This window comes from Aquimarina sp. RZ0 (assembly GCF_008370685.1).
Classification (GTDB): Bacteria; Bacteroidota; Bacteroidia; order Flavobacteriales; family Flavobacteriaceae; genus Aquimarina.
In genome coordinates, this window is the sequence record NZ_VTZU01000002.1 from 142,915 (window position 1) to 167,671 (window position 24,757).

At 34.9% G+C, this 24,757-nt stretch carries 9 protein-coding genes; 2 read left to right on the forward strand and 7 right to left on the reverse strand.

Annotated features, from left to right (window positions below; genetic code table 11):
- Nucleotides 1-58 precede the first annotated feature (58 nt).
- The 7 genes from F0000_RS01465 to F0000_RS01495 form a co-directional block, all read right to left on the reverse strand.
- On the reverse strand, nt 59-655 hold the full coding sequence (locus F0000_RS01465; RefSeq protein ID WP_149622921.1) for a hypothetical protein: 597 nt from the start codon (nt 653-655) through the stop codon (nt 59-61).
- Nucleotides 656-1,045: 390 nt separating this feature from the next.
- Nucleotides 1,046-3,229 (reverse strand): hypothetical protein, encoded by a 2,184-nt coding sequence (locus F0000_RS01470; protein WP_149622922.1) that lies wholly within the window; start codon nt 3,227-3,229, stop codon nt 1,046-1,048.
- A 426-nt stretch (nt 3,230-3,655) separates the two neighbouring features.
- The gene (locus tag F0000_RS01475; RefSeq protein ID WP_149622923.1) at nt 3,656-4,840 is read right to left on the reverse strand and encodes a hypothetical protein; all 1,185 of its coding nucleotides are present in this window, start codon (nt 4,838-4,840) and stop codon (nt 3,656-3,658) included.
- 126 nt (nt 4,841-4,966) lie between these two features.
- The gene (locus tag F0000_RS01480; protein ID WP_149622924.1) at nt 4,967-6,145 is read right to left on the reverse strand and encodes a hypothetical protein; all 1,179 of its coding nucleotides are present in this window, start codon (nt 6,143-6,145) and stop codon (nt 4,967-4,969) included.
- Nucleotides 6,146-6,156: 11 nt separating this feature from the next.
- Nucleotides 6,157-8,040 carry a hypothetical protein gene (locus tag F0000_RS01485; protein ID WP_149622925.1) on the reverse strand — a complete coding sequence of 628 codons (1,884 nt, stop codon included), beginning with the start codon at nt 8,038-8,040 and terminating at the stop codon, nt 6,157-6,159.
- 200 nt (nt 8,041-8,240) lie between these two features.
- Nucleotides 8,241-21,932, reverse strand: coding sequence for a hemopexin repeat-containing protein (locus F0000_RS01490; protein WP_149622926.1), 13,692 nt, complete (start codon nt 21,930-21,932; stop codon nt 8,241-8,243).
- A gap of 170 nt (nt 21,933-22,102) precedes the next feature.
- Nucleotides 22,103-22,546, reverse strand: coding sequence for a hypothetical protein (locus tag F0000_RS01495; RefSeq protein ID WP_149622927.1), 444 nt, complete (start codon nt 22,544-22,546; stop codon nt 22,103-22,105).
- A gap of 592 nt (nt 22,547-23,138) precedes the next feature.
- Here F0000_RS01495 and F0000_RS01500 point away from each other — a divergent pair.
- Together F0000_RS01500 and F0000_RS01505 are read left to right on the forward strand one after the other, a co-directional pair.
- Complete coding sequence (locus tag F0000_RS01500) at nt 23,139-23,687, forward strand: hypothetical protein (protein WP_149622928.1); 549 nt, start codon at nt 23,139-23,141, stop codon at nt 23,685-23,687.
- A gap of 485 nt (nt 23,688-24,172) precedes the next feature.
- Nucleotides 24,173-24,724 carry a hypothetical protein gene (locus F0000_RS01505; RefSeq protein WP_149622929.1) on the forward strand — a complete coding sequence of 184 codons (552 nt, stop codon included), beginning with the start codon at nt 24,173-24,175 and terminating at the stop codon, nt 24,722-24,724.
- Nucleotides 24,725-24,757 lie beyond the last annotated feature (33 nt).

The window sequence follows — 24,757 nt, forward strand, 5'->3', positions numbered from 1 at the left end:
GTATTTTCTTATTCGGTAGAGTACGCATTACAAATCTGTACTAGTAGTTAGTATTCTATTAATTCATAAAATCTGCTTCTTCCAAAAGTGTATATGTAAAAGAGTTTTCGTAAATACTGGCAGATTTTTTACAGATTTCAATAAAGAAATTAAAATCCTGTACATCTTTAAATACTTGGCATCCGGCAGACCATTTTTCTACAACAGTAGCGCTACCATTGGCATTGCTACGATGAATATTTATTCCAAATATACCTTCATAGGTTTTTCCTTCTTTGTGCAGTGCGTTGTCTCGATCATTATCTCTCCAAACACGTACGTTGCCTACTTGTTTTAAAGCTTCATATTTTCCTTGGTGTAATCCTATACGATGGGATCCTTTGTACTGTCCTGGCACCAAAATAGCAGTGCCATTTATATTTAATGGATTTTTAAGCCAATACCTTCCTGGATCTGTAGTGATAGAGAATTCTTTTGTAATCATTTTTTGTAGGTTATCACGATAGACTACATACAACCAATCATCAAAGTTATTTGCAAGATCATTAACACTGCGTACCCCTATGATGTTTAAATTAAATGGTAAATTTTTATCAAAAAAATGATACCCTTTATTTTCTAAAACATCTTGTATTTGTTGTGTTGTGAATTTCATTTTTAATTATTTTAAATTTTCCTTTATTTTTTTTTGAAGAGATAGAATCTAAATTAATAAACCTGCTTGGGCTCAATTTTAAGTTCTACTATTTAGATGGTATTACTTCGTGGTATTTTCTTACTTCCTGCTCAATACTATATGGATTGCCAATCAGCATGTAATCAAAGTAAATTCAAATGAAAATTAGCAGACCTTGCTCTGCAAAACTGTAACTATTAGCTCCTAGATACTGTTACTACTACGAAGTTGCAAACTTCGCAAAGCAGGTCTTTTCTATGTCAAGATTGTGTTCTTTTCATCTGTTATTCTATTAGTTTTTCTCTTGATTAGCATTCTTATTACTGATTCTTACAGAAATCATTACTAGTATTATGTTTTTTCCTAATCTTATCTTAACTCTACCACATACATATTTCCCGAACTGGTTGCTATAGCAGGTAAGCGTGTTCCTTTTCTTACTCCCCGACCGTCACCATATACTTCACTTAAAAACTTGGCTGTGGTTTCTTCTTCTTGCGGAACAAACTCCCGAGTACCATCCATCTCTTGTATTCTTTGGGTAAAGGACTTTAGCTCACCAAACATGATCCCATGAAATTCTTCTATTCTTTCGATAGGATCATAGGTCGAAATGGTCGCCATATCTTCCGGAGTTACTCTTCCGTTTTCTTTATACTTAGCAACTACCAATTCGATTCGTCCTCTGGTTAACCTGGAGTTTGAATGTTTTAAAATTATTCCAGTGAGATTAAAGGCTTCTTCAATAGAAAGTGCATCATTAATTTCGAGTATCTTATCTCCTAATCGCTTAACTTCAGATATTTCCTTATGATTAATTTCTTTGTTTAATAATTTCCGTCTTAAAAATTTGAAATGGGCTTCCTTTTTTGATACCAACCCTGGACCACCTACACGGCTTAAATCCTGTGCTAAAGCTTGCTGAAAAAACTTAGCCTTTTCCTGATTGGTCACAACAAGTTCATCAAACACCTTAGGATTTATTCCTCCATCAATTACCTTCTTAAATCGATCTAGATCTTCTTTATTTGTAAAAAAGTTTTTAATCAGGTTTAAAGCATCTGTTTTTATCCAGACTCCATGTATTTCTTTGATTGAGGTGGGGGTTGAATCTCTTCGTATTCCGGTTGCCTGTCTTTCTAACATGCCCGGGATTCCTGCTATGTTTACTACATACCTGGCAAAAACAGCAATGGCTCTTTTCATGGCTACAGAAGGATCATCTCCAGTTTTTTGGGTAAGTTCCTTATAGATACTATTGGTCATTCGATTTAAACTCGTAATCATGGGGTCTTCCAGAGAACTGCTTTCGAAGCCTTCTATTTTTTGGATAAGAAGATCTCCTATTTCAGTCGGGAACATCGAGACATTTTCCTGAACATATACAGTATCACCAGACTTTTGTTTTTTAATGACCACCAGATTTAGTTCTGGTCGTTTGATTTCCCATGCTTCTCCCAGACCGGCTTCTGCCAATTTTAACATAACAGTTTCAAGAGATAAAGGTTCATCGCCTTTATTGACTGTTTGCAAGACTTCTACGAGTTTACCGCTAACTTCTTCGCGTTTGTTTTTTCCTTTGATATCTCGAGGAAATACTAATGGTGGAGCAACTAACTCTAATGTGTTTCTTGAGTCTGATTCTAGTTTCCAGGCTAATCCAAATTTTCCGAATTTTCTGGAACTTGCCAGTACCTGATGCGAGGGTATGATTTCTTCTTCAGAATATCTTTTCCCTTCCCGAAAAAAGGAAGCAAACTCATACTCGCTACCCGAACTATCTAATCCATCCATGAGTTTGATTTGACTCTGAAATAGTTCCTGAGCTTTCATAAATTTGCTTAAATCTGTTTCCTTGATCACCTCTTCGATAGTTAACTGCTGAAGGGTTTGTTCTGAATCTAATAGCTGAGGAACCGGAAAGCCTCTTACGGTTTTCGGATCGGTAAGTACTCCCATTGGACTGGTAATTAAAGTGACTGGAGACCCCGAAGCATGAAGAAAATTGAATTGTGCCATTTGACCATTAAACAATCGTACTGCCTGTCCTATAAAATCCGGATTCAGGTATATAAAAGACTCATTGAGTTGTGATTGGCTCAAGATATTCCCTTCAATTTGTACTCCCCTCCCGTTTTTTTGAATCATTGCCTGTAGATTGGGTAATTTGCTGTTAAGTCCTCCTAAAAATCCTATTCTTTGGTCATCACTTAATCTTGTAAATTCTTCTATAGGATATATTTCCATCGCCATCCTGATAAATGGGTCCACAGTGTCATACACCTCTAGGGCAGTATCTCTTAATTCTCTTCTTATCCTTTGAGCATTTTCTGCTCTTACCAGAGCTAACTGGTCTGATCGCTGAACAGATACTCTATCACCGATTTCTATTTCTAGAGCTTCTATCTTACGTTCTAAGCTGCGGATATCTCGTATAGGAGCATGTATTCTTCTTAGCTTTTGTATATCAGATTCGAGATTACTTATTTCTCTTCTACGTTGCCTTTCTCTGATATTTCTTTTACTCCGATCTCTTATTTTTAATCGTCTCATCCTTTTAAAATTTTAAATATTAGTCTATAGCTATATGTCTTAATTTGGTGCGGGTTACAATCTGTATTATCAACTTATGAGGTTATAAACTTGCAGAGCTAATTGTAATCTGAATATGTTTGATATACGGCTCACTCTTACTGCCACTAGTCACAGCCTAACGGTAACGAATGTTGTAAACTTGGCAGAGCTAGTTGCAATCTGAATATGTTCCTTGTACTGCTCACTATTACTGCCAGTGGTCAAAGACTAGCGGTAGCGAATTACAAACCACTAGGAAGTTGCAAACTTCGTAGTGCTAGCTAATGGTAGTGAGGGTTATAAACTTCACTGTTGCAATCTGAACATCTTTCATGTACTGCTCACTCTTATCGCCACTAGTCGCAGACTAGCGGTAGCGAGTTAGCAAGTCAAAGCAGCCTTTACCTAAGTTAAATCCATAGATTCTAGTTCAGTAATACCATAAACATCTCGTAACTTTTTTTGTCCTCCTTTTTGAGCAAAAACTGCTAATTCGTCTGCATTATTTACATAAACTTCGTCAAATCCCCGAATCTCTGCTGTTTCTAAAGCTTTTTCAACAATTCTTTTGTCTTCGATCTCTTCTTTTTTTCCTTTTTCACCTACAGGAACTATATTAGCTTCATCAACTCTTCTAAGTTCACGCCCTTTTTCTGCTATTTGTATAGTTGCAAATTCTCTTAATTTTGCACCATCTTCTGAGTTTAAATCTTCTATTGTTACTCCATCCGGTAAAGCTTCTTGAAATCCAGCGTAATATGCTATAATCCTTGTTTTTAATTGATTATCCCAACGTTCTATTTCATCTATTTCAAGGGCAATACTATCATAAGGAGCTGCAGTAAGTCTTTGTTCTTCATCTAAGCCACTGAGACGAACTGCCAACACATCATTGCCTAATCCCACTGCATGTACCTCTTTGATTCTACCTTCTGTTTTTAGCAGATGTGTATCTGGGTATTGTATCCTTCGAATCAAGCCTATTGCTATCTCACGCGCTTCTTTCTTTTCTACATCTGTTCCTGATCTAAGTAATCTTCTAATCTCCACACCTTCATTACCTAAAATTTTATCTCTAATATGTGCTACCCCCTCCAATGCACTTACTGCATTAGCAACACTTATATTAATTTTTGACATCCCAGGAGTGCCTACTCCACCACTTGACGCAAAATCATTATTATTGCCTTGTGAATATATTATTTGGAGATTAAGATTTCTTAACTCTGGTATTCGACCTTCTATAAAATCCTCATCATTTTCAATCTGCTCCCTAACCAATGCTCTTTCTGTTGGAGATAAAGAATCTGCCCAGCTTCGCTTTATTGTGTCTCTAAAATTTATTATGATATCTCTATTCTTCTCAATTGAGTATTTTCTGTATTCTTTTCTTCTATCTTTTAATAACCGTATTTTCAGAATGGAATCTTCAATCTTTGTTGCTTCCTCTTTTTCTTTACTTTTTTTATCTTTTGCCTTTTCGGCTTTAGGTCTTCTATCTCTGGTTGATTTTCGAGGTCGTTTTACCTCTCTTGTTTCTTCATTATCAGCCTCCTGTTCTCTTTTACGCTTTCCTTTTATTCTTGTCATAATCTTAAATTTTAAATAACTGTTAATACCCTCCATTGCTGCTGCAAAGTATCCTGATCATTTAGTAGTTTTTTTAGTTCTTTAGTACTGGGGGGTATTTTATTATTATTCTGTCTCCTCTTTTGCTTATGCTGCATATCTCTCCCGTAAAGCATCTTGCCCTCCTTTATTGGCAAAAATTGCATTCTTGTTATTCTTTTGCGCATAAGTCGCTGTAAAACCATCTCTTGCAGCCGCTATTAAGGCTTTTTCAACTAGTTGTAGATCATCTTTTGTTTCTTCTCCTACTTCTTGAATACGCTTTAATTCCCTACCTTTTTCTGTAATCTGAACTGTTGCAAATTCTCTTAGTTTAGCTCCTTCTATGGATTGTAATATTTCTGTAGTAATTCCCTCTGGAAGAACATCTGTGAAACCTGCATAATATGCAATAATAGAGGCGACATCATTCGCATCACCTAACTTCTTATCTTCTATGATACGATCAAGATCAATAGCCAGATCGGTATAGGGTGCTGCGTGTTTTTTATTGTTATAAAGACTTCCTGCCAATACATCATTGGCTACCCCGACAGCATGTATTTCTCCCTCTAATAAATGATTAACTGGGTACTCTATTGCCATAATTAATGCAGCTGCATCATCTAATCCTTTTTGATATTCAGAGGAAATCTTACCTTTTTTCCTTATTTTTTGACGTACTTGTTCACCTTTATCTCCTAAGATTTGATCTCGAATGTGTACTCTTATATCTTTTGCAGTTGCTTTAGCAGCATTTTGAATATTGATTGTTGTAAATCCTGGAGCTCCTACTCCCCCTGATTTTCCTGCATCATCAACTCTTACTTTACTATTTAATTGAATATAAAGAGTTTCTAATCCTAACTCTCTTATTTTATCGCTATCACCAATGGCATCGAGTTCTGCTAATTGAAGTGCTCTTCCTCCTTTTCCTAAACTATTTATCCATGCAACTCTTTGTCCTCGCGTTTCTAAATTTATAAGGACTCTACGATGATTTGGGTTGTCAATGGTCAATTGGCTATATGCCTGACTTTTGAGTCCTTTATTGGCTATTACACTCTCAACTGCATTTAAAAAATCATTGACGTTTCCATTATTGATTGCTTCGCTTGCTTTATTGAAAAAAACTAAATTTTGTTCTAACCTTCTCTTCTTTTTAGAAACTTTACTACCTATATCGCTGTTAGATCTTTTTCTTTTTTTTGTTTCAGATTCAGAACCTGAGCCTTCTCTTTTTTCTGCTTTAATTCTTGCTTTGTTTCTTATTTTTAATCTTCTCATAATCTTAAAGTTTAATTGATTGTCAATAGGGTCCATTGCTGCTGCAAGGAATTCTCATTATTCAATAGCTCTTCTAAATCCGTATTACTAGTTAGTCTAAGCGGTACTTCTGTAAAAACCTTTTCTAAATCAGCAATGGCAATGGCGCTGATCTTCCCAGTAGTTACTTCATAGGTTTGTTCATCAAGGTGTTGTTGTATTACATCTTCCAAAGGTTGCTCGGTAGTAAATTTTGCATAGTTACCCTGCATTACTTCTTCTACCGTAGCATCTTCGATCAGGGGTATATACCGTTGTGTCCCATCGGTATTAGTTATGGGATATAACATGCGCCCATGTTGTGGGTCAAAATTGGGTTTTAAACTTCTTAATAGTGCTATTTGTTGTAGTGCTGTAGGCGCTGGTAAACTTTTACCATCCCACAAAATTGTGCCATCATTAGCCTCGCTAAAGGGTTTTCTACCCGGGTCCCGTCTGGCTGCGGCAGGATCTGTTTCTTCATCTGGTATAAATTGTTTGTTAGCAATCTCATCTGCTGTGGCTTCACTAGCTTTGGGCAAGTATCGTACCTCATCATTTGGATCAGTTTTGGGATATAACTGCCTATCCCGATCAGTTACATCACTTATACTAATTGGATCTATCGGATACAGTCGTTGCGTTCTTTTTACACGATCTATGATTCGATCAGAAGTTTCTATACTTTCAAAGGGTAGATACAAGCCGTTTTCTAGCTCCCTCTGAGTTGCTTCTGTTGTTATGGGTAAGTATACCAGGTTTCCCGCTGCTTCTGTAACTGGATACAGATAACGATCAGCTTCATACTTAGGTTTTCCGTTGACTATAAGTGTCCATTGATCAGCAGGATTCTCTGTGCTTTTGCTATTTACAAATTGGCCATTGGCTTTTTCTTCTTCACTAGCTTCATTTTCTTTGGGTAGATAGGTGATTTCTCCTTCTTGATTTTCATAGGGGTACTCAAATCGGTTTTTATCTTTGTTATACTTTGCCTCTTCTTTTTGACTTGTTTTTTTTTCTGTTTGGTCTTTGACACTTTCATCGGTTACAAACTGCCCACTATTGATTTCATTGGGTGTAGCTTCGCTTTCTCGCGGATAAAAAACAACTTCTCCATCAGTCGATTCTGTAGGATATACCATTCTGTTTTTACCCAGGTCAGGAATAGGTTTTCCTTCTGCCATTTGCTTACCTTTAGTTTGCATTACCGCACTCTCGTTAGTTACAAAAAGTCCTTTCCTTTTTTCGTAAGGAGTGGCATCACGTTCTCTGGGTAAAAAAATTTGATCTCCATCTTCTGATAGTGTTGCATATACTTTTCTGCCCTTGCCAAGGTCACGAATCGGTAGTCCTCCTTCGCTGGCTTGTTTAGCTTTCACTGGTGAGTTCAAAGAGCTCTCTTCAACATAGTGCCCCTGATTTTTTTCTTCTTGAGTAGCATCACTTTCCTTGGGTAAGTACTGTGTTGTATCGTCTTCTCCTTTTACGGGATAGGTATTCCTACCCGTACTATCTAGTTTAGGTTGCGCATCTTTGTTCAGTGCTTTTTTGCCTTTTTTAATAACCGTTCTATCTTTAATAAAAAGCCCCTTTGCCTTCTCTTTGGCAGTAGCTTGACTCTCTTTGGGTACATATCGTTGTTTGCCATTGCTGTCCGTGGTCAGATATACATTTCGTCCTTTTAGCACATCATATATTGGCATTTTAGGGTTTTGTGGTCGTAATACTATCTTGGCATTGGCTACTTTTTTTGCTCGGGCTTTTCTGCGATTTTTATGCTCAGGACTATTTATATTTCCTGCTTTGGGGTTCCGTTTTATACCTAGTAACCTGTTTAATCTGGGTTGTTGTTTTCTTCTTTTTATGGATGGTTTCATTTGTGTATCATTTTTAGCTATTGTTGGGTAACTATTAGGGTTTTACTTAAGGGTATTGCTTCCTGTTTCACCTACAGATTTCAGGGATCGGTTTTGGGCAGATCTGCCCAAAACACGATCTTGAAGTGTTCCTGAAATCGAGTTGTAAGAGTTTACAATCTATTAGGAAAGAGATAAATTATACTGCTCTTTTTAAAACCTTAAACTTTGGCTTTGTAAATGACCACCATTTCTACATTAGTGATCTGTGATTTATCCCCTTTGACGGTAAATTTCCAGTTGGATCCATTTCTGGCAATGTTTAGGTTCGAGGCTTCGAGGTATTGGTTATTGGTCAGTTTTAACTCATCGTTGAGTTCAAAAGTCGCCGAACCACCATCCTCATATTGATAACGGACCATAACTCCCATAACTTTGCTTCCTGTCATACCAGGAAACATATCTCTGGTAAAGGTGAGTTCCATAGTATTACTTTCTCCTATCATAAGCTCATTCCATTGCTCAGGGAAGGTATATGCAAGATCAAAGAAACTGGTGGCTCTGTATGGTTTTAAAGCTCCTTTTACGGAATTGGCAAAGGCTGTTCCTCCTTGCTCTGCAGTATATCGCAGCTTAATGGTTACATCTAACAAATCATTGATATCATAACTCCCCGATTTACCATGTAGTTCTAATCGCCATAGGGATACGGCTCCTGTACCTTCAAAGGGTAAATAGCGTGCATCATCGTACCTTAGCTCAAACATGCCATTGTTTTCGGTATATTGATCTACATAGGATAGTGCTATTTGTTGATTTACTTTCCAATCGGTACGTATGGTTAATGGTTGATCTCCTTTAGGATTTAGTAAATATTTTACTGCCTTAGGATCTGGTTCCATAACCAGTTTGTTATTTAACTGTGTGAGGGTAGCATTAATCGTTTTACCCTCGCCAATATCAAAGGCTAAGGAAATGGTTTTCATCTGGCGATTATAATGCCCTGGAAAATCCTGATCAAATAGTTCTTCTGTTAATCGAAACTCACATACTCCTTTCATTTTTAATTGGATAAAAGCGAGTGGGTCGAGTTCTAGCATAGAAATATTTTTGGTAATCTCCATCCCACGGCTATCCTGTTCGATATAGGCTTTTTCCATCTTGGCAAGATCTACACCAAGGGTTTCTCCACTGAGTAATCCTTTTTTCTGACTGTCCCAATAGGTTCCTCCAATAAACTGTATTTCGGCTTCTTTGGTTCCAGTTTCGAAAACAAAGGCTTTTTCTGCTTTCTTAGCAATATCATGTGCCATTTTATAGGTTTGATAAAACAAGCCTGATAATTTGCTACTCATCCAATTGTATAACTCGAGGTTCGAAAATTTTTGTTTCATAAATTTTTCTATTGCCTTGTTATTCTTGATTTCCTGATCATGGATTTGTAACTCTCGTCGTGCTATTGCTTTTTGGATTTGAGCCCCCATAATCTGGTACTCTAATTGTTTGATCTCACTCTCGGCCATAGCTTTTTGTAGTTCCCAATCTTCTTCTGAACGCTTATGTTGTGCATAGATTCCTGCAATTTCGCCAGCTGTCATCAGGGTTTCTCCTGTTATTTCCAGAGCTTCTCCTCCTTTATCTAAAGCATCCCCTAGTTGGCGTCCTCCTGCCTGAGTACCTGCAATAAAGGGTCCTATCAATACCTGAGGTAATAAATACGATATGGTTGATGCTATCTTTAGCGCTGCTGCGGTTCCCATTAATATGGTACCTGTAATCATCAGTGCAATCTGAACCTCTTCTTCGCTTAGCATCCCATTATCCAATAGTCGTTGGTAATGATCTCTCTGGTTTTTGGCTCCATCGAGACTTTCTTCTAAACTTTTGATCTGATAATTGGCTTCTCTGATTTGATCTTCTTTGATCTGTGTGCTTAATGCGAGAATCAAACCTTCTTGCTTGTTTCGGAGTAGTTCCATCTCTTCGGCATCTTTTTTCTCGATGGTACCAAGCAATTCTCCTCCAAACTGTGATACTCTTTCGGTATATTCCTTTGCTTTTTCGATCATGTAACTAAAGCGATAATGTGGCACCATCGTATACAACATACTTAATGTACTACTCAGGCTTGCTCCTCCTGCAATTGCGCTAACCAATGCCATAGGATCGATCGGTGGCTGAAAGAGTGGTAAGGGTTGTTTCTGTCCCATTATGTTAAGGGTGTGCCTGATCTTAAACAAACGATCTTCTACCCGACCCCAATACTCCATAAAAACCTGATTTTCGGGAATATGGAAATATGGATTAATTACCGAAGCATTAAGCGTTGCCAGCGTATCGTGTTGCTGACCAGCAAAAGTTAAGCTATCATATATGGCTTCGCCGTCATTTTCTAAATCTAATAAGAATAGAAAATCATACGTATCTTCCCCAATATTATGAGCCAAATGTTCATAGTTTTGATCTTCAGAAAGTGCTTTTTCTCCTAAATTTTCTGGTTTTGTACCAAGTAAATCATAGGCCAGCACATAAAGCATTCGTGCTTCATTAATACTCTCTCGCGTATATTGTCTAAAAAGCATGTCTCCCCAATCCAGCAAATTATCGATGTAATGCATCACAATGGCTTTGCGGTATGCAATGTGACGTAAGCCTGCTATTGCATGTGGATCAAAGGGGTCATTAAGATAACTCGTGATCTGTTCCTCTGTATTTTGCATTAACGCATAATTCTCTGGCAGGCGCTGGATGAGTTGCAAAATTTCTAATAACTGTTGTTCCGGGCTTTCTGAATCCGTATCATCATTGATTGCATTTTTTACTATTTCTAAAGCCTCAGACAAATATACCGAGTTATCTAAAAAATCTTCCAGATCACTAATAGCATGCTCAGTACTCATTCCTAAAAATTCATCATCATATGTTTTTAGTTCAGCCGCTAAATTATCGATGTTACCTTCTAAGGCTGTAGAATTTAGCTCTTTTACTAATACTTTTGCAGGTTCTATCAGTGCATCGATATCCACTGCCTGAAAGGGAAGAAATTTCCAAAAGTATTTTGCTGCTGTTGGATCATAGATGTGTTCATACCATTTTTTGGCTTCCTCAAATTTTTGATCTGTATTAAGTGACATTGCTATTAGGAAAGGGGCATGAAAGAACACTTCCCAATAATATATACCATTAGCACTATTATAATCGATATGTGAACTTACAGGTAATGATTGTACATAATTATCCTTTACCTTAATAGTTGTGGCGTTTTTATCTTCAAAACTAAAAGCAGGTTCTTCATCGATCTGTTGTGTACTGAGTTGTAATAATGCATCTATACTTCCTGTAAAAAGAAGCCTATTAAAATCCTTAGCTGTACTCGAGGTTAAACGAATGATTTCGTAATGCACTTCTTCTATTTCGAATGGTTTTGCCTTATTATCGTTTCCTATATTTTCATATTTGATGTACTCGTTCCCTTTAAAAAACAATAATTCTGAACCTCGATTAAGTGCTGCGTCCATATCTTTTCTAAAGGATTTCGGAATATTACCCCAATTTCCCTTAATAGGTTTTGGGTTCTCTAATGCATCTGGTTCATCAGTACCCGAAAGGGTATAGTATTGATCTTCTTTAAAAAAGTGAACATTACCTCCTAAGGAAAAAGCTGCACCCAAATCCTGAATACCATCTGGTAGTGATTTTGGATATCCCGAATCCATTTCGTCATCTATTGTCCCTGAGGTTATGGTAAACCTGATATATTGATCACCGAGTAGTAGAAAAAGTTTATCATAAGAGATATAGGCTGCATCTATTTTGTATGTATCAAAACTATTTTTGTTTCCTTTTTTCCAGTCTTCGTCAATTGGTGACTCTTCATCTGACCAGTCAGAGATCATAGTATTAATGACTTCCTGATCTTTATCTTTATCTATTTTAATATAAGTATCATTGCTAAATATATAGAGATGATCGTCTCCTTCGACTCCTGAAAAGACTGCAGTAATTTCTCTAAAAACTTCTGGACTATCGGTAATCTCATCTCCCTGAGTAAAGGTTTGTCTAACTCCGTTTTTATATACATGTACTCGTTGTGCATCGTCTTCGAATAAAAATCCAATAACGTACTGATCTCCACTATACGAAAATGCTAAAGCTGAGTTCCATTCTTTTGCTGGTGTAGTGGTGTCTACAAATGGATTCTCGGTAAGGCTACCGCTGCTATCTAATCTCAGATCCATGAAATCACCGTTCTTTTCGACGTTAAAATAGACTTCATCTTGGATATTATACGCTGAAATAACCACGTACCCTTCGACATCAATTCCGTTATAATTATTTGCTCCGAGTTCCTGGAGTACTATGCTTAGATTATTATCTTTTGGGAAACCTTCTTCTATGGTATCATAGTCATCATCTGTATACTTAACAAAATGTGAATTATCAAACAGGTATGCGCAATCATTATGGGTAAAGGCAGCGGATACTGTGGTAAAACTTTTAATTTTTCCGAATTTGCTTTCAATAGACTCTCCTACGGTATTATTATTAAGAAAATAATTTTCTCCTGAAAAATAATAGTCGTTATTACCATCACTAAAGGCTGCATCAATTGAACTGATACCTGGGGTTTGGTCATTATTTTGTGCGTTACCTATGTTAACAGGCCAATTATTTAAGTCTAGTGTTGCTATATCAGGTTTACATAAAAAGCTACCTCCTTTATGGTCGTAAGCAAACCAAGGTGCATCGATTGATTCTTCTGAGGTATGTAATGTCACTACATTATCATCTTCGATACTTCCTTCATCAAACAAGCGCTCAAAAGTCTCCTTACCTTTAGTATCAAAATCAACCGGATCTGTATTTTTCTGGCTATACAATTCTGGAGTAAGGTTAAATGCCCTGGTTACGGATTTGAGAAACGGGTAAAAAATTGGAAAACCTAAAAGCTCAGAGTCAATAAAATTATCTACTAGTACACGTGTATACTTGCAACTTATTATAATATTATCATGATCCTCATCTCCCAATTTACTAGAGTGTTCTACAAATAATTCTACATCGACGATTTGACCATTGGATAGCAAGTGATCTATAGTAACCAGGTCGCCATTACCTGTTACATCTTCTTCAAAGCTAGTCTTTAACAACTGTGGCTGGATCCATTCTTTATTCAGGTTATAATAAGAATAGTAGATACGTGTTGTGTATTTGTTTTCTCCTTCTTCTGATGATATTTCATGGGTCGTACCATCATCATTATCGGTTATGGTAGTAGAACTGGTATCCTCATTAGGCACTGGTTCTACCCGAGTCCAGAATATAAATACTTTATTAAACGCATATACTGGATAGACCCGATCAGATTCTATGGTAATATTAACAGCTTCCCAGGGTTCCCAACTATTATTATTGGTTTCACCGTTAATGAAATTTCCAAAACGATAATAATAGCGATATGGATCTGTTTTTGTTCTGCCTAAGACGACCAGTCTTTTATTTATCTCGGTACTATTACCTTCATCAATACTTACACCATCATATAAGTACCCTCCGACAATTTTTAATCGCGATACTTCGGTAAACTCATCCAGATATTTTTTATAGATACGTTCTACGCTGGCTTCTGTGATCTCTTCTTGCATCAAATCCTGTTCTAAGGTTTCGAAAGCTGGTGTTTTTTGATCTTCGTCACGTAATTCTGGTCTAATATAATTTTCTGGATATAGAAATACTTTTCGATTGGCTTCCCAAACTCTATAATTGCGCATCCATTCCCACTGTTGTCTGAGCGCTTCTCGTTCGTGTTCTTTTAGGTTCCCTTTGAGCTCAGTTTCTTCTAAGTTTAGGAAATATCTATGAAAAAACAATTGGATCGCCATTGTTGCTTCTTTGATTCTAGAAGTGGTGGCATCGCCTTCCATCTGTGTATCGATCAACAGTTTTTGATAGAGATCTCGTGTGTTTTCGACCTCATCATCATTCGCTACTGCGTAGGGTACGAGCGCATCACGTTTGATTACATTGAGTTCTCTATCTATTTGATCAAATAAGGTAACATAGTTATCATTATAGTCTACCTCTGCGAGCATTGCATATATATTAGCAGCCGCACTTTTAACATCTCTGCCTACCTCATACAATACTTGCCAAACATTTTGATATAGTGCTTTAACATCTACTTTGATACGCTCTGTTGTCGACAGGATATCAAATAATTTAATAATTGTTTCGATTGTAATGTCTTGCTCTATAGCATTGGTTGGTGACAAGAAGGCATTTTGCTGTTTTACCCAACGAATTTCTTCTTTATCAAATCCAAAAATCTCAGCTAGCATATAATAGGGCTCTTTGGTATAGCCTCGATCTGACAATACACTAATCAAGGTCTCTTCACTACTACTAAACCGGTTGTTAAGATCCATTAATCTGGCCAAAAGATAAATATCCATTACCAGATAATCTGACCAATCTCCCCATCGTTTATCAAACCGTTGTGGGTAGAAGTTTTGATGGTCATACATCTTACCTTTTTTAGACACTGCATACAGATTCCCCTTAGTGGTATATAGTTTATCTTCTAAGGTAAAAGCTCCATTGATCCCTGAACTAAATTGATTAGGAAGATGTAACTTATGGTCTTTTATAAGTTTAGGATATGAGGGATCTACAAATTTTGATGCCTCATCCTCACAACTAAATAATTGATCGGTATCACTATAGCATATAAATTGATTGTCTTTGAATACATATAATTTCCCTTGGTCATCAACATAAGCCGCATCAATAGTAGTACTGCCTTCAAAATTGTTGTCAACCTCAACGTAATCAGAAATATCCTGAGTACTAATGGTATTACCCAAAACGTATCTGTTTTCATCTCTAAAAACGATTACCGAATTATCCGCTACATAGGTTGCATCAATACCATATCTAAAATTCTTTGGTAGATCTGCTATTCCTAATGTTGTAGCCAAACTTTCTTCAATAAATTTTGGATAGCCTGCATCTATAGTATGATATTTATTTCCTGTATATACGATATACTGATCTTCGCAAAACAAATAGGTTTTATTATCTTTTACAAAAGCCGCATCGATTCGTCCTTTATCTCTAAAAGCATTGTAACGATCTTGCAATTGTGATATAGTAAAGACATCATATTCGTTTACGCTACCAACATGTAATTGATCATTAATAAAAACATATGTATTACGGTTATTTGTGATTACAGCAGTTATTCCTGATGTAGTGCCTTCATAAATTTTATCCAACTCGTACTGAAACTCTTCTGTCATGTGTTTAAAAGGAGTTTCTTCACGCAAGTGCTTATCAATTCGTTTTGGGTAATCCTCATCTACTGACGTATATATAGTACCAGAATATCGAACATACTGATTACCTGAGAATAGATAGGTTACCCCTTGGTGTACCAAAGCAGCATCTATATGATCGTGTAAGGTATTCTCAAACAATCCCCAATAATAAGCGACTTCATCCTCTTTAGAATACGTATAGGTACCATCGTTATTATTCACACCAACCACAAAACAGGCTTCGTCAAAGAAATACATTTTACCATCTGTTCCTTTAAAGGCTGTTTGGATATTCTTAAATGTCGTTTTATTAAAACGAATCCCTGGATATAATAATTGAATTTCTTGAGGATATGACCAGTTTTGCTCAAGAAGATGATATCGTATAAAATGTTGGTCCTTAATAAAGATTAAGTTATCACCATGTTGTAATATCGTATCAAAAGTATTGAATCCCGCTCGTTGCTGTGCTTGTGGAATTCCCCAGAAAGAAAAGTCTCCATAGTATAGTTCTGGTTGCTCTAATATGTAATCATCGGTATGATAGATGACATATCTAAAGTTACCGTCTGCATCTTCTTTTTCAAACAAATAGGTTTTATTATCCATAACATAGGCAAATGCTACTTCTGTAAGTCCTGCCCAATGCTTAAAGATTCTCCTTGGAGCTTCTTCCATAGTAACTCCTATATAGCTATCACCTGTATAGGTATAATATTGAGATCCACTAAATAGATAAGTATTACCATCTCTACCTACAAACCCTGTATCAATATGTTCTGTCTCATAAATGGCATTTTCTGGTTTGCCCCATTGGTTTTTGATATAATATTCGGTTTCTAACAACGTATTATAACATTTTTCACCTTTAAAATAATAGGTATTGCCATCAGCCCCTTGTAAAACGGTATCCAAATTGGTTGTAAAATCTATAGGGGCTTCATTAAGAAGTTTTGGAAACTTATCCTCTTTACTAATGGTTTCTCCTTCCAGAGCAGAAATATGTTCCCATTGTGTTCCCTTCAGTGTATATACTGCTCCTTCTTCGATCAGTGCTGTTTTAATATTTTGAAATTCACCTTTGGTATATATTTCTCCTCTTTCTTCTTTCTCTTCTGAGATTACGTGACAGGTTGTCCCATCAAAAAGATATACTGTTCGCTCATCTACCAGCAAGGCATTAACGCGATTAGGCATATGATCTTGGAGTGCTTTAAAACGTGGTTCTTCTTTAAGCATTTTTAGGGGTTTGGGATACCCAGATTCTACCTGACTATAATCTCCTTCTTTATATCTGAAGAATTGATCTCCAGAAAACAAATAGGTATGGATTGTCTTTACTTTTTCTAAATCATATCCTTCTAAATCTTCATCATCTTCTCTAGATAACAAAGTGACTGCTGCATCGACCTTGCAATTTTCGATCAGATTATTTTTTACATACCCCCAATACTTACTAATTGTTCTGGGATATCCATGATCAATATGACAGGCGGATTTATCCGAAAACCGTATGTATTGATTGTTAAAGAACAAGTATGTTTTTCCATCTTTTCCTGCCAATGCGGCATCAATTTTGGTAATTCCTAAAGGAAGCTCTGGCCATTGTTTATAGATATTTTTGGGCTCTGACCACCAACGATTGATATGATCAAATTCTATCACTTGTTTTTTTGAAAATAGATATGTTTTACCATCATGCGCATTAAGTATAGCATCAGGTTTTTTAAATCCTCTATCTAACAAATGTTGAGGAAGACTCCAGAAATTATCTACTATATCAGCTGGGAATACTTCTATTTCGTCTACATCCAACAAATTACCGATAGGTGTGATATAAGAATCTTTACTTTCTTCTTTTTTATCTATTTCTTTATAATCCTTGGTAGAATATCTTACATACACCTGTTTGTTACCTTTCCTACCAAAAACATATGTTTTTCCATCTAGTACAAAAGCAGCTTTGATTGTTTTTAACCCTTCCCAATCTTCTGAAATTAATCTGGGGTATCCTTCATCTACCTGCTTATAGTTTCCAGTTTTATATCGAATATAATTTGTATCACTAAAGATATAGGTATACCCATCCAGACCTACCATTGCAGCATCAATTGTTTCTATAGATTCTATTGTAGAAATACCCTCAAAAGATAATGAGTCCTCAATATCAATTATTATAGATCCCATAACATCCATTGCAAATGCTACGGTGTGGTCATCTTTAAAAAAATGTATTTTGTTTTCACTACCATAAACATCTCCATTTTGTTCTTTTTCTACAAAAGCGGCATCAATTCCATTAATAAAATCAGCGGGAACCCCCTCAAAACAATCCTGTATACGTTTTGGAAAACCTTCTAACTCGCGAACCTCATAATTTTCGAGGCAGTCCATATAAGCAGTTACCTGATCATCTACAAAAACATAAGTAATCCCATTATGAGTAAAGGCTGCATCTATAGCATCAATATCCTTAAAATCGTACTTAGATTTTCCCCAATGTTCTGCAACGTCCTTAATAATCTCATCCCTAGAGCTTATAAATTTGTTTCCTCTAAAGAAATAGGTTTCACCATCTAGACCTTCAAAAGCTGCGTCTAATCCATCTGGGAATATTTCTGGCAAATTAATACCTAAGCCTTCATGTTTCCAATGTGCATTAGTTTTTTTAGGATATCCACTATCAATGACAGAAGCACTAGCATCTGAATATCGAACATACATATCTTCTGCAAATAAAAATAAGCGACCTAGTGGATCTACATATGATGCATCTACCTTGCCTATTTCTGTAAAAGCATTGTCTACCTTACCAAATTCATTTTTTCTTTTTGTCCAACTACCCCCTTCTTTTATCCATAAATGATAGTGATCACCACTTATGATATAGGTATTTCCGTTTTTATCCATAAAAGCAGCATCTATATCCAGAATACCTTCTTTTTTGAATAGTTTACGAATCGGATCTTCTTCTAATTGATCTCGTAATCTTTTATCATCTTCTAAGAGATCAATAATTTCTTTTTCTTCTTCGGTTTGTAAGCTTTCTTCTTTATCCAGATCGATTCCATATCGATCTATAAGTGCGTAATCCATAGCTCTATAGGTCCAATATTCTGAATTAGAAAACAGGTACATAAATTCTTCGGTCTCTAATAAAGCATCAATAGAAGTAACGCCTTCTGGTAATTCTAAATTTTCTGAATACTTAGCTACTAGATCCTGATCCTTAAAGGCGATCTCTGTTTCTTTTGCTCCTAACTGTAGTTTGCTAGCCAGTACAGAATATTGACGAATACGTTGAAAAGAAGTCGTAAAAGCTCTATTTTTTGGTGTTTTTGTTATTTTCCCTAAAGAATTGGCCGTCTCCATTATAGGAGTCATCCAAGCTGATATTATATCTTTTTTGCCTTTAAAAACATGCTTAGAAACAATCATTAATGTTTCTTTATCTAATCCAAAAATACTTTGTAATTGTTCCCACAACACATCTTCTTGGCGTGTTTCTAGATCTATAATCGCATCAATAATCTGTTGGTGAGCTGCTTTTACCTCTTTACTTATGGATTGTAAAATAAAAAATATCTCTTTATTAAAATCTTCAAAACCCGTAATACTAAAAACATTGGCATTATTAGAGTTTAAGAAATAATCTATTTTATCCTGAGCTATATGCCGAGTGTTGGATAAGACCCCAATTTCAATTAATAAACTAGTGAGTTCATTACGCTCCTGAGGAGAAAAATTTAGATTTTCTAGAGGTGTATTTATAAACTGATAGGTTTCGGCTATTTTGATTATACTTTGCATTCTTTGAAAAATTGCCGCACCTGTGGCATCTTCAAAATAATAACCTAATATGAGTTTATTTTGATTTTCGGTATCCAAAAAGAAGTTTTTAGTCTCAGATACTATCATATTTCCATCTAGATAATCTCCTTGTAAATCCTGAAAAGCCCAACCCGATATAATGATATCTGCAATTCCATTAAGGGTTTTCGTATTGGTCACTAAGTGCGTTTTCTGAACCTGTATTACTTTATCCTGAATAATTTTTAGAATCGCTTTCCGTTTAGGATAGAAATGCAATGCTATACGGAAGCTCTCAATATCCTCTGATAATAATTTTTCTTTATCCGTTACTAAACCTTGTTCATTGGTATATCCATTAAAAGTAAGGTTATACATAAGGTCTTCTAATTCTACTTTTGATAATTCGAGTTCGTCAAACAATCCCGTAGTTAATTTTAGTTGGGTATCTTTGAATTGTTCTGTCTGTTTTTTTAATAATTTATAGACCTCTTCTGAATGCTCAGCGATATGTGTATTTACATCGAAATAATTAAAGTTTTCTGGATCACTGAAAAAGTTACTGTATTTAACAACTCCTTCTTCGTCGATATAATGATTAAAGATCAGATTGTCATATAATTCTTCTAGCTCTTCTTCAAAAAGTGGTAAGGAACGTAGATCAGAAAGATATATTGAAAAAGACACCTCATCCTCTTCGGGAATATTCTCTTCCTCATTTTTATATATCTTATGAATGATCTCATATACACTTTCCAGATAATACCCAAAATCAGTTTCTAACTTAAAATCTTCTGCTTTTTCTGGTAAATTTGCGATATTAATAATACCATTTTCTGCTACATATCCTTTATAGGTAAGGTTCTTTTTAATTTTTTCTACCAATGGTTCTTCTAATCCTAATCCTTGAAAATCCGTAGGATGTACTTTTCCCAAGGCCAGGATAGCTTTCTCTGCCACTTTCTGTGCTTTGTCTGAACGATCATGAATCATTTTATGTGCTGGTTTACACATCATATGATCATGCTGCTCTAGTATTTTAAAAATTACAGAAGCACTACGCGTATCGAATACTCCTTTTTGAAAAATGGCAGAACTGGCTGTCACTTCTTTATATGCCTTCAACAATCCATCTAACTGAGAAATGGTTAGTTCTTTGGCTGTTATCTCTGTTTTTTCGGTTCTAAACTTTCCTGTAGTAATATACCAAAGTAAATCTGCCGTAAAATCATACTCCATCATCCATTCTGCAATGGCGCTCAAGGTTTGTATCAACCACAATCTATCTTCTATGCTTCCTTCTAAAAAGATATCGTAACAGTTTTGAGTACTTGGTTTTTCATTAATTAAAGTAGTGTGTTGACTATATCTTACTATGCTAAAATCTTGCTCCAATACATCAAAAAGTGTATATACTTCTTCGTGAGTAACATCCAGTATTTCGGAAAGTTTTACAAAACGATATAAGAAACTCAATAAGAATTTCTTAGAAGTTGCTTTCATCCATAGATTGCTATTAACATCTGCATCATCTAATCTTTGTACGATTTTTTCCAAATCCATTTTAGAAATTCCCAATGCATGAGTTATTCGTTTTCTAAATGTGTCATTGTCTTCAGAGAATAAATCATCATGATACGTCAATTCAGAATACCCCTCATCAATATATTGTTGAGGAATCAGATAATTCTGATCACTAGCAATATACTGGCCGTCTTGCAATACATATTTAGTATTAAAAACACTATTAAATACGTCCTGAGGCTCGTCTTGATCGGTATGCCCTACCTCATCGACAGTACTAATGATTCCCATTATTATAGTAACAGGAAGTTCTGTTTTCTTTTGAAGCTTTTGAACAACAGCTATAAGATGAAATGTTTCTAGATTGAGTTCTGTTTTTCCTGAAACTCTCAGGATGGTATCTAGATCTGTAAAGCTCATCCCTATTTTTTTAGCGAGACGAATAAACACGTTAGTGCGTTTAAACCATGCATAATCTAATGGTTTTTGATTTGCACCATCTTGGTATACCATCATTTCTTCGGTATCATCTAAAGTAGCATAGGTACTACCATTTCTATTAATAAAAAAACCTGATGCTAATCCCGCTTCAATTTCTTTATCCTCTAGTTTTTGAAATAGTAATTCTCTAACTTCAACTCCTGTTAACCCTGTAGCTTCCATAAAAGAAGTTACATTAGACATTACTGATATAAAAGAAGTTCCAGAGTAATTATAATAAGCCTCTATTTCATCACCATCATGATTATTATACCCAATAACGATTTCCCATTCTTCTGATGATAACCCTAAATACTCGCGTACAATTGCTACAGTATCGAATTCTTGATTAGTTGCAAACAGCTTATGCAACTCTTCTGCAGAAATGCCCAAATATTTTAGATATAATTTTATTTCTTCTTCACTAAGATTAAAAGGGGTATTAAAAGGATATTTAACATTGGGTAAGATATTTTGATATACCTCTTCCTTATTTTCAGCCTCTGTTGTTTTACTACCAATTTTCTTTTCTAAAATCTCATTTGCTATATTCAGAAAAGGTACTTCGGTATAGGTGTTTTCTTCATTTAATAATATTTCTCTAATATCAGATCTACGATTATTTACACCTGTATTTGATTCATTAAACTCGTCCTCCATTAATTGTAATAAATCTGCCAGATAGGCAGCAGGAGAATAAACAGATCTGGCATCTTCGCCTTTTTTAAAATCTAGATCACCAAAAAGCTCTTGATAATCTGGTAAGTCGTTGTTATTATACATCTTATATAAATATTTTAAAATTAAATCGGGCAAAAAGAATCCTAATCCTTCCTAAAAAGGAGAACACTATTGACCTAAATATTTTGGATAAATTAATTGGGGATTACTGTGAAAGTTATTCTAGCGGAGTAGTTATTAGAAAAAAATAAACAGTATCGTCTAGCTAATACTTACAAGGTTTTTACTTGCTGTACATGAGGCTCTTTGTTTTGGGTATGTTCTACATATCGCACTAATAACTTGCTTCTAATAGCCACCGCTTTTTTATGTACTTCTTTTATATACTCATCATCATTCTTAAAAATTTTTGAACATTCGTTTATAAAATGTTTTTGAGTCATTGCTGCAATTTGAATCGCTGAGTGAATATTTTTTTTTAGGAGCGCTTTTATTATTTTGGGATTATCTTCTCCTAAGACTCTTACCATCCGTTGATACCCTTTTACTTTTTTTAACACATCTTCTTGACTATCTTCTACCCCCTTCCAATTAAGGGTGTCGTTTACTTTTTTATCAACTAAGTTTATCGTTTGCCAATCGATCTTTTTGTTTTGCCTAAGAAACTTATTAAGCCTTTCAAAACTAACATCCTTTTTTATCTCTTTCTGTGCCATATTATTTTGATTTTTTGAATACATTATCCTGTAATTGCTGTCTAACAATGGTTCAAATTTGTTCAATTATCATCCTAAAAAGAAAAGTAATGAGTGAATGGACTAATATATTGAGTGTATATCACTTATAAATGAGTAAAACGTTTTACATTTTTACTTTCAAAGTATGACATATAAGATCCTAAGAATGAAAAACGTAACCAGTATGTACGGTTTAGTAAACATCTATATTCGTCAGGAATTTAAGACAGATTATGTATTATACGATTTATAACTAAAAATTTCGCATATTCATCGTTTCTTTTTCCTTTCTACTTCGTTTAAAAAATAAACCGTAGCTATAGCTATGCTTGATTTTTTTGCCTTGCATAAAGAAAAAATAATTCAATGAATTTATACGAATTTTTTAATCACAAATCGTATTAGAATGTTCTCATTAAGATTTAAAGCATAGTACGGGTTAAAGAAATTATGAAAACTTTATAACCCTATACTAATAAATAGTAATACATTATACTTTGAATAATCAACCAAACCAAATTTTCATAAAATAGTCATACGCCATTTTAACTTCTTAAAACTTATACATATCATGGAAAATATAATGACAAAAAAACCGGATACTATTAACCTCACTAATCCCCAACAATTAATATTTGTTCTTCTTTCTGAAACATTAAAAAAAGTTGTCACCGATTTTAAAACCACTAAAGGAACAATGAGCGAACCTTTGCCTACAGATGGTTTAGTAATTACGAATATAATAGGCATACCAAAATTTACCTCTAATCAAGAGATTAAGTTTGTTTTGGAATCGCAAGAAGAATCAATTCAACTCTGTTATATCTGGTTTCAAAATATAATTAAGTCTGGAAGAAATAATTCCATTCAATGGTCCTCCGTTTTTAAAAACATATCATCTGACGAATCATGTACCATACCTCCTGATAATTCACTTTATGTTGCTCCTAATAAATCAGGCGATGATAAAAATACCGTTTCGTTAACTGTTCAGGATAATATTGGGGACGAAGAATATAATTTATATTACACCATTTTGTTTTCATATACTCTCAAAAACAATGCTAAATTCTTTTTCAGTATTGATCCTTTGATGAAAATAAGTTCTAGTACAGTTTAATTTTAGAATCTATAAAAGCTTATTCAAGTTTAGACTAGCGTTTATTTTTAGTTTTGGTTCATTAGAAATTATTATTTTTCAAAAAACTAAACTTCTTGTTAACTTCGTATCTATTTTAGAGTATGTTTAAAAAGAATACAAATTGAAAATCAATAGTTTAAGGTTCTGAGGACACTTGAAATGATGAGAATATTGAGATATTTTAATTATTTGAAGTAAGCTCACGGTTCTTAAAATATTTGTTTTCAGGAAGTAAGGTTTTTAAACAAGCTCTTAAATACAAAGAGGCCGTCACAAAAAAGCAGTCGAAAATCCTAAACATTCATAGAATAGATAATTAAACCGAGATACTACTCCGTTTAAAGAAATTAAGAAAACTTTATATGGATATAATGATAAGTGTTAATGTCTTATATTTACTCTAACAAATCTAACTCCTTTCTTATAGCAATAGAAGTTTTAAACTCTTAAATCTCACACACATCATGGAAAATCTAACGACCATAAAACCAGATAGTATTAATCCCACGAGTCCTAGTGAAGTAACGTTTTGTCTTTATACGCAAGTAATGCATAGAGCTTTGAATCATTTTAATACCAAAATTGGTACAATGTCCTCACCTATTTCAATAGATAGCTTAGTAGAACAAAATATTAAAGGGATACCTCAGTTCTGTCCCAGTGACGTATTTAAGATAACATTACAACTTGAAAATGTTACTAAGGGTGAACAAATTCAACTTTATTATATAAAAATTCAAAATGGGAGTAAGTCTAGTGACCCTAATATTTCTTGGGATTCAATTTTTCAGAACACTACAGAACCTCAATTTACTCAAGCACCTGATGGTTCACTTTTTATAACCCCTTCTTCATCAGATGGCAGTACTGCTTGTAGTATTTCATTGACTATTAACGATACCATTACTGTTGGATATGATTTATTATATACAATTTTGTTTTCTTATACGAATCCTAATGGCAAGTCATTTTTTTTTAGTATCGATCCTTTGATGAAAATAAGTTCTAGTACTTGATCTTAGAATGAATAAAAATAGTATTAAAATTAA

Bases quoted from the DNA above. Each gene is read 5' to 3' on its own strand.
- F0000_RS01505 (WP_149622929.1), top strand. From the start codon at position 24,173: ATGGAAAATCTAACGACCATAAAACCAGATAGTATTAATCCCACGAGT.
- F0000_RS01495 (WP_149622927.1), bottom strand. From the start codon at position 22,546: ATGGCACAGAAAGAGATAAAAAAGGATGTTAGTTTTGAAAGGCTTAAT.
- F0000_RS01485 (WP_149622925.1), bottom strand. From the start codon at position 8,040: ATGAAACCATCCATAAAAAGAAGAAAACAACAACCCAGATTAAACAGG.
- F0000_RS01470 (WP_149622922.1), bottom strand. From the start codon at position 3,229: ATGAGACGATTAAAAATAAGAGATCGGAGTAAAAGAAATATCAGAGAA.
- F0000_RS01465 (WP_149622921.1), bottom strand. From the start codon at position 655: ATGAAATTCACAACACAACAAATACAAGATGTTTTAGAAAATAAAGGG.
- F0000_RS01500 (WP_149622928.1), top strand. From the start codon at position 23,139: ATGGAAAATATAATGACAAAAAAACCGGATACTATTAACCTCACTAAT.
- F0000_RS01475 (WP_149622923.1), bottom strand. From the start codon at position 4,840: ATGACAAGAATAAAAGGAAAGCGTAAAAGAGAACAGGAGGCTGATAAT.
- F0000_RS01480 (WP_149622924.1), bottom strand. From the start codon at position 6,145: ATGAGAAGATTAAAAATAAGAAACAAAGCAAGAATTAAAGCAGAAAAA.
- F0000_RS01490 (WP_149622926.1), bottom strand. From the start codon at position 21,932: ATGTATAATAACAACGACTTACCAGATTATCAAGAGCTTTTTGGTGAT.